Genomic DNA, 11,226 nt, shown 5'->3' with positions numbered 1-11,226 from the left:
ACATGCGCACAGTGACCGCCGTCGCGACGGCCGCGCTGCTCCTCGGCTGCGCCGCCGCACCGGCCGCGTCGCACGACGCGGACGACACCAAGCGGGTGCTGGTCTTCTCCAAGACGGCCGGCTTCCGGCACGACTCGATCCCCGACGGCGTCGCAGCGGTACGGCAGCTCGGCGAGAGCGGCGGCTTCACGGTCGACGCCACCGAGGACGCGGGCGCGTTCACCCCGTCCACCCTGCGGCGCTACGACGCCGTGGTGTTCCTGTCGACCACCGGGGACGTCCTCGACAGCGCCCAGCAGGCGGCGTTCGAGGACTACGTCCACCGCGGCGGCGGCTACGTCGGCGTCCACGCGGCGGCCGACACCGAGTACGACTGGGCGTTCTACGGCGGCCTCGCCGGCGCGTACTTCCAGTCGCACCCGGCGATCCAGCCGGCCACCGTGCGGGTCGAGGACCGCGCCCACCCGGCGACCTCGGGGCCGGCGCGGACCTGGAACCGGACCGACGAGTGGTACAACTACCGCTCCAACCCCCGGGACCGGGCCCACGTCCTCGCCTCGCTCGACGAGTCGTCGTACACCGGCGGCACCATGAACGGCGACCATCCGATCGCCTGGTGCCAGGAGTACCAGGGCGGCCGGGCCTTCTACACCGGCGGCGGCCACACCAAGGAGTCGTACGCGGACCCGGAGTTCCGCCGGCACCTGCTGGGCGGGATCCGGTACGTGATCGGCGCCGCCCAGGCCGACTGCCGGCCGGAGAACGGATACACCGCCCTGTTCGACGGTGACTCGCTCGACGGCTGGCGACAGGCCGGCCCCGGCTCCTTCACCCTGTCCGACGACGGCACGCTCACCTCGTCCGGCGGGATGGGCCTGCTCTGGTACGCCGGCCGGAGCTTCGGGTCGTACTCCCTGAAGCTCGACTGGAAGACGGCCGGCGACGACAACTCGGGCGTGTTCGTGGGCTTCCCTCCCTCGGACGACCCGTGGTCGGCCGTGAACAACGGCTATGAGATCCAGATCGACGCCACCGACGTCCCGGAGAAGACCACCGGGTCCGTCTACGGCTTCCGGTCTGCCGACCTGAAGAAGCGCGACCGTGCGCTGAACCCGCCGGGGGAGTGGAACACGTACGAGATCCGGGTCGAGGGCGAACGCCTGCGGATCTGGCTCAACGGCGTGAAGATCAACGATTTCACCAACACCGATCCGGCCCGGAGCCTCACCGACGGGCACATCGGCATCCAGAACCACGGAGCCGGTGACGAGGTGTCCTTCCGCGACATCCGGATCAGGGAACTGCCCGCCAAGGGCCACTGAACGGCGGCGGGCGGGAGACGCCGGACTCCCGCCCGCCGTCACCACCTCCGCACGCCCGAACCCCCCACGTACGGCGTCATCCCCCACCGCTCCCGGTGCCCGCGCTCGTCAAGGAGGCTGCCCATGTCCGCGCCCCCCGCCCGTTCCCCGCGTGTCGGCGTCTGGCTGATCGGGGCCCGCGGCTCCGTCGCCACCACCGTGGTCGCGGGCTGCGCCGCGCTGACGGCGGGCCTGCACCGGCCGACGGGCCTGGTCACCGAGGGCCCGGCGTTCGCCGGCAGCGGCCTGCCCGCGCTGTCGTCCCTGGTCTTCGGCGGCCACGACACCACGGACTGCCCGCTGCCCAAGCGCGCCGAGCAACTCGCCGCCGGCGGGGTCCTCCCGCCCGGCCTCCCCACGGCCGTCGCCGCCGAACTCGCCGCCGCCGACCGGGACATCAGGACCGGCGGCCCCCTTCCCGGTGACGCCCGCACCGCCGAGGAACTGATCACCGCCTTCACCGAGGACCTGCGCGACTTCGTACGCCGCCACGCTCTGGCCCGCGCGGTGGTGGTGAACGTCGCCTCCACGGAACCGGCCGCGACCGGTACGTCCCTTCCGCCCAGCTCCCTCTACGCGGCGGCAGCCCTGCGCGCCGGCTGCCCGTACGTCAACTTCACCCCCTCGACCGGGCTGCACCACCCCGCACTCGCCGCCCTCGCGGCCTCCAGCGGGCTGCCGTACGCCGGCCGCGACGGCAAGACCGGGCAGACGCTGCTGCGTTCCGCCCTCGGCCCGGTGTTCGCCCAGCGGGCACTGGACGTGCGGGCCTGGTCCGGCACGAACCTCCTCGGCGGCGGGGACGGCGCCGCCCTCGCCGACCCGGCCGCCGCGGCGGCGAAGAACGCCGGCAAGGAGCGCGTCCTCGCCGACACCCTCGGCACGGTCCCCGAGGGCGAGGTCCACATCGACGACGTACCGGCGCTCGGCGACTGGAAGACCGCGTGGGACCACATCGCCTTCGACGGCTTCCTCGGCACCCGCATGGTCCTCCAGACCATCTGGCAGGGCTGCGACTCGGCCCTGGCGGCGCCCCTGGTCCTGGACCTGGCCCGCCTGACGGCCCGCGCCCACGAGACCGGCCGCGCCGGCCCGCTCACCGCCCTGTCCTTCTACTTCAAGGACCCGGTGGGCACCGCCCCGGCGGCCCTGGCCGACCAGTACACCGCGCTCCTGCGCTTCGCCCGCGACCTGGGAGACCCCGAGTGAGCGCGGTACCGAGCGGCACGCACCACCACGTCCCGCACGAGCCCGGCAGGCCGGTGCCGAGCGCACCGCACGGCCGCGCGCCCCACGAGCCCGGCGAACCGGCACCGGGCGCACCGGACAGCCGCGTCCCGCACCAACCCGGCAAGCCGGCGCCGAGCGGGCCCCGCAGCCGTGTGCCGGGCTCCCCCGGTCGCTCGCGGTCCGGCGGTCGGCTGCGGGCGTGGGCCGAACTGCTGCGGTTGCCCGCCCTGTTCACCGTTCCCGGGGACGCGCTCGCCGGAGCGGCGGCCGTGGGCGCCCGGCCGGGGCGCGGGTGCCTGCTCGCCATCGGTTCGTCGCTGTGCCTGTACGAGGCCGGGATGGCGCTGAACGACTGGGCCGACCGCGCCGAGGACGCCGTGGAGCGCCCGCACCGGCCGCTGCCGTCCGGCAGGGTCCGGCCCGCCGCCGCCCTCACCGCGGCCTGTGCCCTCACGGCCGCCGGGCTCGCCCTGGCCGCCCGCGCGGGGCGCCCGGCGCTGGCGGTCGCCACCCCGCTCGCGGCCACCGTGTGGTCGTACGACCTCCTGCTCAAGCGGACCCCGGCGGGCCCGGCCGCGATGGCCGCCGCCCGCGCCCTGGACCTGCTGCTCGGGGCCGCCGCCGGTGCCGGACGCGTCCGGCCGGCCCTGTCGTCGGCGGCCCTGCTCGGCACCCACACGCTCGCGGTCACGGTCGTCTCGCGGCAGGAGACCCGCGGCGGCTCTCCGCTCGCCCCGCTCGCCGCGCTGGCCGCCACCGGTGCGGTGACCCGGCTGCTCCCCGACCGCCCGCTCACCACCGCGCTCGCCCTCGGCTACGCCAAGACCACGGCCCGTCCCTACCTCCACGCCTCCCTCAACCCGTCACCCCCGCTCACCCAGCGCGCGGTCGGCGCCGGCATCCGCGCCACGATCCCGCTCCAGGCCGCCCTCGCCGCCCGCGCCGGAGCCGGTGCGACCGCCCTGATCACAGCGGCCCTCGGCCCACTGGCCGCCCGCGCGGCGAGAAGGGTGAGCGTCACATGAGCCTCGTCCCCGCCCACCGGGGCGACAACGCCGTCACCCCCCGCACCCGAACCGACACCACCGCCCCGGTCACGGCAGCACTCGCCCCGCCGACCACCCACGCGACCAGCGGCACCCCCCTCACCCACGCCCGCACCCATACCACCGCCCCGGCCACGGCAACTCCCGCCCCGCCGACCACCCACGCAGTCGCAAACACCCGCACCCGAACCGACAACACCGCCACCGACACCACCGCCCCGGCCACGGCACCCCCCAGCCCGCCGGCCACCCACGCGACCAGCGGCACCCCCGCAGCCGACACCACCAGCCTCACCGCACCCCCCGGACCGGTCGCTCGGGCAGGGGCGTGTCGCGGGGGATCGCCCGTCAGGGAGGGGAGCGCCGCGTGAACCCCCTGCGCTTCGGCTACGGCACCAACGGTCTCGCCGATCTCCGGCTGGACGACGCCCTCGCCCTGCTCGCCGACCTCGGGTACGACGGGGTCGGGCTGACCCTCGACCACATGCACCTCGACCCGCTCGCCCCCGGCCTCGCCGACCGTACCCGGCGGGTGGCCCGGCGCCTGGCCGGACTGGGGCTCGACGTGGCCGTGGAGACCGGCGCCCGGTACGTCCTCGACCCGCGCCGCAAACACGGTCCCTCGCTGCTCGACCCCGACCCCGGGGCCCGCGCCCGGCGCGTGGACCTGCTGCTGCGGGCGGTGCGGGTGGCCGCCGACCTCGGCGCCACGGCCGTGCACTGCTTCAGCGGAATCGTTCCGCCGACCGATCCCGGCCCGGCGCCGGCGTGGGAGCGGCTCGCCGCCTCCCTCTCCCCTGTCCTCGACGCCGCCGAGTCCGCCGGTCTGCCCCTCGCCGTCGAACCGGAGCCGGGCCACCTCCTGGCGAGCCTCGCCGACTTCCACCACCTGCGCCGTCTCCTCGGCGACCCGCCCGCGCTCGGCCTCACCCTCGACATCGGCCACTGCCAGTGTCTGGAGCCGCTGCCGCCCGCCGACTGCGTACGCGCCGCCGCGCCCTGGCTGCGGCACGTGCAGATCGAGGACATGCGGCGGGGCGTGCACGACCACCTCCCGTTCGGCGAGGGCGAGATCGACTTCCCGCCCGTCCTCGCGGCACTCGCCGCCACCGGTTACCGGGGCCTGACGGTCGTGGAGCTGCCCCGCCACTCCCACGCCGGCCCCCACCACGCCGCCACCTCCCTGCCGTTCCTCCGCCGCGCGACTCCCCGTACCCCGGCCACCGTGCACGAAGGGAGCACCCCGTGACCCGTTCGACCGCCGCGGCGCCCTCGCCCGACGCGCTGCGCGACCACCTCGACGCCCACCTCGACCCGCCCGCGCGCGCCTGGCTGCGCGGAGCGCTGGCCGAGGCCGCCGACCACCCCGGCGGACACGGCCCGATCTCCGCGTGGGAGCTGCGGCTGGCCGAGGCCGGCCGCCGCTGCGGCAGCCGGCACGCCGACGCCGCCCGTGTCCTGATCCTGTACACGGCCCGCGCCGACCTCGCCGCCGTCACCCGCGTCTACCGGCAGGGCACCGCCGCCGAACGCCGTGCCGTGCTGCTCGCCCTGCCCCACCTCGTCCCCGGCCCGGACGCCCTCCCCCTCGTCGAGGACGCCCTGCGCACGAACGACACCCGGCTGCTGGCCGCCGCCGTGGGCCCTTACGCGGCCCGCCACCTCGACGCCCACGGCTGGCGGCAGGCCGTACTGAAATGCCTGTTCACCGGCGTCCCCGTCGAGGCGGTGGCCGATCTCGCCGAGCGCGCCCGCGACGACGCCGAACTCGCCCGGATGCTCACCGACTTCGCGGCCGAGCGCACCGCCGCCGGCCGCCCCGTCCCCAGCGGCCTGTACCGCGTGCTCGCCCTCGCCACCGCGGAGTCCGGCAAGGAGGCCTCCTGATGCGCCTGTTCGACCCGCACATCCACATGACGTCCCGGACCACGGACGACTACGAGGCCATGCGCGACGCGGGCGTCCGCGCGGTGGTCGAGCCGTCGTTCTGGATGGGCCAGCCCCGCACCTCCCCCGCCTCCTTCCTCGACTACTTCGACTCGCTGCTGGGCTGGGAGCCGTTCCGCGCCGCCCAGTACGGCATCGCCCACCACTGCACGCTCGCCCTCAACCCGAAGGAGGCCAACGACCCCCGCTGCGCCCCCGTCCTGGACGAGCTGCCGCGCTACCTCGTCAAGGACCAGGTCGTGGCGGTGGGCGAGATCGGGTACGACGCGATGACCCCGGCCGAGGACAAGGCCCTCGCCGCCCAGCTCCAGCTCGCCGCGGACCACGGTCTGCCCGCGCTCGTGCACACCCCGCACCGCGACAAGCTCGCCGGTCTGCGCCGCACGCTCGACGTCGTCCGCGAGTCCGCCCTGCCCCTCGACCGGGTCCTGGTCGACCACCTCAACGAGACGACCGTGCGGGACGCCAAGGACAGCGGCTGCTGGCTCGGTTTCTCCGTCTACCCCGACACCAAGATGGACGAGCGGCGGATGGTGGCGGTCCTGCGCGCCTACGGCCCCGAGAAGGTGCTGGTGAACTCGGCCGCCGACTGGGGCCGCAGCGACCCGCTGAAGACCCGCAAGGTGGCCGACCTGATGCTGGCCGAGGGCTTCACCGAGGACGACGTCGACCGGGTGCTGTGGCGCAACCCGGTCGCGTTCTACGGCATGAGCGGCCGGCTGGAGCTGGACGTCGTTCCGCCCGAGGCCACCCACGAGGGCAACTCCCTGCTGCGCGGCGGTGAGTGAGCGATGCGCTTCCGCCACCCGGACGGTACGACCGTCCACCTCGCCTACTGCACCAACGTCCACCCCGCCGAGACCCTCGACGGCGTCCTCGCCCAGCTGCGCGACCACTGCGAGCCCGTCCGGCGCCGGCTCGGCCGCGACCGGCTCGGCATCGGCCTGTGGCTGGCCCATGACGCGGCCCGCGCGGTGGACACCGACCCGGCCGCGCTGCGCGCCCTGCGGCGGGAACTCGACCGGCGCGGTCTGGAGGTCGTCACCCTCAACGGGTTCCCGTACGAGGGCTTCGGCGCCGCCGAGGTCAAGTACCGTGTGTACAAGCCAGATTGGGCGGACCGCGAGCGTCTGGAGTACACCACCGCGCTCGCCCGTGTCCTCGCCGCGCTGCTGCCCGACGACGTCACCGAGGGCAGCGTCTCCACCCTGCCGCTCGGCTGGCGCACCACCTGGACCGCCGACCGCGCCGCAGCGGGCCGGGCGGCGCTGCGCACCCTCGGGCAGCGCCTGGACTCGCTGGCGGAGCTGACCGGCCGCTCGGTCCGCGTCGGCCTGGAGCCGGAGCCGGGCTGCGTCGTGGAGACCACGGCGGACGCCCTGGCACCGCTCGGCCCGGTCGGCCATCCCCGCGTCGGCGTCTGCGTCGACACCTGCCATCTGGCGACCTCGTTCGAGGACCCGACCGCCGCGCTGGACGCCCTGGCCGCGTCCCCGGTGCCGGTGGTGAAGGCACAGCTGTCGGCCGCGCTGCACGCCGAACACCCCGGCCGGCCCGAGGTGCGTACCGCCCTCGCCGGCTTCGCGGAGCCCCGCTTCCTGCACCAGACCCGCGCCCTCACCGACGCCGGGGTGCGCGGCACCGACGACCTGCCCGAGGCCCTGGCCGGCGGGCCGCTGCCTGCGGACGCACCGTGGCGCGCCCACTTCCACGTCCCGCTGCACGCGTCCCCCACCGCGCCGCTGACCAGCACGCTCCCCGTGCTGCGCGCGGCCCTCGCCCGGCTCGTCGGCGGGCCGCGCCCGCTCACCCGGCACCTGGAGGTCGAGACGTACACCTGGCAGGCGCTCCCGCCCGGCCTGCGTCCGCGCGGCCGGGACCGGCTCGCCGACGGCATCGCCGCCGAACTTGCCCTCGCCCGCGACCTGTTGACCGACCTGGGCCTGAAGGAGCTGCCATGACCGAGCGGACCCCCACCCCGCTCCTCGTCCTCGACGTGGTCGGCCTCACCCCCCGTCTCGTCGCCCACATGCCCCACCTGGAGGCCCTCGCCGCCGCGGGTTCCCAGGCGCACCTCGGTACCGTGCTGCCGGCGGTCACCTGTGCCGCCCAGTCCACCTTCCTCACCGGCACGCTCCCCGCCGAGCACGGCATCGTCGGCAACGGCTGGTACTTCCGTGAGCTCGGCGAGGTCCTGCTGTGGCGCCAGCACAACGGCCTGGTCGCCGGGGACAAGCTGTGGGACGCCGCCCGCCGCGTCCACCCCGGCTACACGGTCGCCAACATCTGCTGGTGGTACGCGATGGGCGCCGACACCGACATCACCGTCACCCCGCGTCCCGTCTACTACGCCGACGGCCGCAAGGAACCCGACTGCTACACCCGGCCACCCGCCCTGCACGACGAACTCACCGACAAATTCGGCACGTTCCCACTGTTCCGCTTCTGGGGTCCGGGCGCCGACCTGGTCTCCAGCCAGTGGATCATCGACGCCACCCGGCACGTCCTGCGCACCCGGCAGCCCGACCTGACCCTCTGCTACCTGCCGCACCTCGACTACGACTTGCAGCGCCACGGCCCGGACGACCCGCGCTCCCTGAAGGCCGCCGCCGACCTCGACGCGGCCCTGGCCCCGCTGCTGGACGAGGCGCGCGAGCAGGGCCGTACCGTCGTGGTGCTGTCCGAGTACGGCATCACCCCGGTGAGCCGGCCCGTCGACATCAACCGCGCCCTGCGCCGCGCCGGCCTGCTGGAGGTCCACACCCAGGACGGCATGGAGTATCTGGACCCGATGGCGTCCCGCGCCTTCGCGGTGGCCGACCACCAGATCGCCCATGTGTACGTCCGCCGCCCCGAGGACCTGGCGGCCACCCGCGCCGCCCTCGACGGCCTGCCCGGCATCGAGACACTCCTGGACGACGAGGGCAAGAAGGCCCACCACCTGGACCATCCGCGCTCCGGCGAGCTCGTCGCCGTCGCGGAACCGGACGCCTGGTTCACGTACTACTACTGGCTGGACGACGCCCGCGCCCCCGACTTCGCGCCCCTCGTGGAGATCCACCGCAAGCCCGGCTACGACCCGGTCGAGCTGTTCATGGACCCCGAGGACCCCTATGTGAAGGTCAGGGCGGCGACGGCGCTGGCCCGCAAGAAGCTCGGCCTGCGCTACCGCATGGCGGTCGTCCCCCTCGACCCCTCACCGATCCGGGGCAGCCACGGCCGCCTCCCCGCGAGCGACGACGACGGTCCGCTCCTGTTGTGCTCCACCCCCCGCGCCGTCGGCGATCGCATCGCGGCCACCGACGTGAAACCGCTCCTGCTGCACCTCGCCGGTCTCACCACCGACGACCCGTCCAGAGAGAGGCACCCGTGAACATCAGCCAGCACACCGACGAAGACCTGCGCCGCAGCCTCGGCATCGGCCGCCGCCGCTTCCTGAGCACCTGCACCGCCGTCGCGGCCGGCGCCGTCGCCGCCCCCGTCCTCGGCGCCGCCCCCGTCCAGGCCGCGCCCCGGGCCGCAACCGGCGGCAACGGCAGGTCCCTGGTCCCCGCGGACAAGCGCGGCATCATCCTCTACACCGTGCGCGACGCCATCGGCCGGGACCCGCTGTCCACCTCGCTGCCGTCCGGCTTCCGCGGCGTCTTCGAGCAGCTGGCCCGCTTCGGCTACCGTCAGGTCGAGTTCGCCGGCTACGGCCAGCACCCGAACGCGCCCGGCGGGGCGAGCCTGGAGTCCGTCCAGGGCGCGAAGCTGCTGCGCCGCTGGCTCGACGACACCGGCCTGCGCGCCCAGGGCAACCACGGCTTCATCCCTGGTTCCTGGCCCCTGACCAGCGGCGATCTGGACACCTTCAAGAAGCACCTGGAGATCGCGAACATCCTCGGCATGGCGCACATGGGCACCGGTGCCGACCCCACCAGCAGCCGGTACAAGGCGGACTGGGACGTGGCCGCCGACAAGTGGAACGCCCTCGGGGAGATCGCCCGCCGGGCCGGCCTGAAGCTGTACACCCACAACCACGACGCGGCCTACGACTTCCTGTTGGACGGCGGCCCGCTGGACGCCGAGGGCAGGCCGACCCGTGGCTCCGGCATCCGCAAGCTGGAGTACTTCCTGTCCCGCACCGACCCGAAGCTGGTCTGGCTGGAGATGGACGTCTTCTGGGCGCACGTCGCCCAGTACAAGTTCCGCGCCTACACCGCCCACGACGGCTCCACGCGCACGAACATCTTCGACCCGGCGGGCCTGGTCACCCGCCACGAAAAGCGGTACCCGCTCTTCCACGCCAAGGACGGCGTCGTGAACACCACGAACGGCATGGGGTACGACATGGTCCCGTTCGGCACCGGGGTCATCGACTACACGACGTTCTTCTCCCGCGTGGGCCACCGCAACTACCACAACCCGATGGTCGAGCAGGACAACGCCCCGAGCGCGGCCGACCCGGCCCAGTCCCTGGAACACGCGGCCATCGGCTACCGCAACCTGGCGGCACTGCGCCGCTGACGCCCGTCGTCCCTTTCACCGGCCGGGGCCCGCCGAGCGGGCCCCGGCCGCCTCCGTCGGTATCCGGCTAGTCCCGCCAGGTGCCGCGGAGGGCGGAGACGGAGAATCCCGGGCCGTAGGCGACCAGCAGCGCGCTCTCGCCGTCGGCCGGGGGCTCGCCATGGGTGCGTTCGAGGACCCGGAGAACCGATACACCACCGAGGTTGCCTTCTTCGGAGAGGGTGTCGAGGGAGTGGCGGGCGTCGGTCGCGGTGAGGCCGAGGGCGTCGGCCGTGTCGAGGATGATGGGCTTCGACCCGGGGTGGATGACGGGCACCTCGACGGGGCGGCCGGCGAGCCAGTCGGTGACGGCGGGCATGACGTGTCTCGCGCCGCCGGTCGCTTGTTTGGTGCTGTCGAAGTGCAGGCCCGTGCTGTCGATTCTGCCCGCGTACATGGTGAGGCTGTCCGGGAGGACGTACTCGAACAGCCCGTGGGCGTCGACGGCGAGACCGGGGCCGAGGGGGTCGCTGGAGACCACGGTGGCGGCTCCGCTGTCACCGAACAGCGCCTTGTAGATCATGTGCTCGATCTTGGTGTCGGCGTGGTTGTAGGCGGTGGACAGCACTTCGGCGGCGACGACGAGGACGCGGGATCCGGGGTGCAGGAGGGCCTGTTCCACGGCCCGGACCAGGGCGTGGGCTCCGCCGGCGCAGGCGGTGGTCGTCAGGGCGGTACGGCGGACGGTGGGCCGTAGCCCGAGCCGTTCGACCAGGTGGATGTCGAGGTTGGGGACGGCCCAGCCGGTGGCGTGGGTGGTGATGAGGCCGGTGATGTCGCCGGGCTGGAGCCGGTACCGGTCGAGGGTGGCGCGGGCGGCTTGTTCGGCCATGGTGAGGCCGTCCGCGAACGCACGGGCGGCGCGGTCGCCCACCTCCGCCGTGCCGTTGACGGTGGGCGAGTCCAGGGGCTGGGTGAAATAGCGCGTCTCCACGCCGCAGTTGCCGAGGACACGGAGGATCGCACCGAGGCGCGGGTGGTGGGGGTGGTGGGCACGAATGTCGTCGGCTATCTCCGCTGTGGTGATTTTGTGAGGGGCGAGGACGGTGGTGGGGCGGGCGATATGAGCGGGCATGGGTTCCCCCCTGAAGGCG

At 74.4% G+C, this 11,226-nt stretch carries 11 protein-coding genes; 10 read left to right on the top strand and 1 reads right to left on the bottom strand.

Annotated elements, in window-relative coordinates; genetic code table 11:
- The first annotated feature begins 2 nt into the window (after positions 1-2).
- From IE294_RS40855 to IE294_RS40810, 10 genes are all read left to right on the top strand, one after another.
- On the top strand, positions 3-1,322 hold the full coding sequence (locus IE294_RS40855; RefSeq protein WP_189894451.1) for a ThuA domain-containing protein: 1,320 nt from the start codon (positions 3-5) through the stop codon (positions 1,320-1,322).
- A 123-nt stretch (positions 1,323-1,445) separates the two neighbouring features.
- Positions 1,446-2,570 (top strand): inositol-3-phosphate synthase, encoded by a 1,125-nt coding sequence (locus IE294_RS40850; RefSeq protein WP_189894450.1) that lies wholly within the window; start codon positions 1,446-1,448, stop codon positions 2,568-2,570.
- A gap of 173 nt (positions 2,571-2,743) precedes the next feature.
- A complete protein-coding gene (locus tag IE294_RS40845) occupies positions 2,744-3,616 on the top strand; it encodes an SCO3242 family prenyltransferase (protein WP_189894463.1) in 873 nt (290 codons plus the stop codon).
- Entirely contained in the window at positions 3,613-4,008 is a 396-nt protein-coding gene (locus IE294_RS40840; protein WP_189894449.1) for a hypothetical protein, read from the top strand. The genes IE294_RS40845 and IE294_RS40840 overlap by 4 nt, the downstream gene beginning before the upstream one ends.
- Positions 4,005-4,886, top strand: a complete 882-nt coding sequence (locus IE294_RS40835) for a sugar phosphate isomerase/epimerase family protein (protein WP_189894448.1) — start codon at positions 4,005-4,007, stop codon at positions 4,884-4,886. Before IE294_RS40840 ends, IE294_RS40835 begins: the two co-directional genes overlap by 4 nt.
- Positions 4,883-5,524, top strand: a complete 642-nt coding sequence (locus IE294_RS40830; RefSeq protein ID WP_189894447.1) for an EboA domain-containing protein — start codon at positions 4,883-4,885, stop codon at positions 5,522-5,524. Before IE294_RS40835 ends, IE294_RS40830 begins: the two co-directional genes overlap by 4 nt.
- On the top strand, positions 5,524-6,372 hold the full coding sequence (locus IE294_RS40825; protein WP_189894446.1) for a TatD family hydrolase: 849 nt from the start codon (positions 5,524-5,526) through the stop codon (positions 6,370-6,372). The genes IE294_RS40830 and IE294_RS40825 overlap by 1 nt, the downstream gene beginning before the upstream one ends.
- 3 nt (positions 6,373-6,375) lie before the next feature.
- A complete protein-coding gene (gene eboE, locus IE294_RS40820; RefSeq protein WP_189894445.1) occupies positions 6,376-7,545 on the top strand; it encodes a metabolite traffic protein EboE in 1,170 nt (389 codons plus the stop codon).
- Positions 7,542-8,957 carry an alkaline phosphatase family protein gene (locus tag IE294_RS40815; RefSeq protein ID WP_189894444.1) on the top strand — a complete coding sequence of 472 codons (1,416 nt, stop codon included), beginning with the start codon at positions 7,542-7,544 and terminating at the stop codon, positions 8,955-8,957. The genes eboE and IE294_RS40815 overlap by 4 nt, the downstream gene beginning before the upstream one ends.
- Positions 8,954-10,093, top strand: a complete 1,140-nt coding sequence (locus IE294_RS40810) for a sugar phosphate isomerase/epimerase family protein (protein ID WP_189894443.1) — start codon at positions 8,954-8,956, stop codon at positions 10,091-10,093. The genes IE294_RS40815 and IE294_RS40810 overlap by 4 nt, the downstream gene beginning before the upstream one ends.
- Before the next feature lie 67 nt (positions 10,094-10,160).
- Here IE294_RS40810 and IE294_RS40805 read toward each other — a convergent pair whose 3' ends face one another.
- Positions 10,161-11,207 carry a beta-ketoacyl-[acyl-carrier-protein] synthase family protein gene (locus IE294_RS40805; protein WP_189894442.1) on the bottom strand — a complete coding sequence of 349 codons (1,047 nt, stop codon included), beginning with the start codon at positions 11,205-11,207 and terminating at the stop codon, positions 10,161-10,163.
- Between the last annotated feature and the right edge of the window lie 19 nt (positions 11,208-11,226).

The organism is Streptomyces canarius, assembly GCF_014650735.1.
Taxonomy (GTDB): Bacteria; Actinomycetota; Actinomycetes; order Streptomycetales; family Streptomycetaceae; genus Streptomyces; species Streptomyces olivaceoviridis.
Note: the sequence above shows the minus strand (reverse complement) of the source record. Positions and strands in the feature narration are given on the sequence as shown.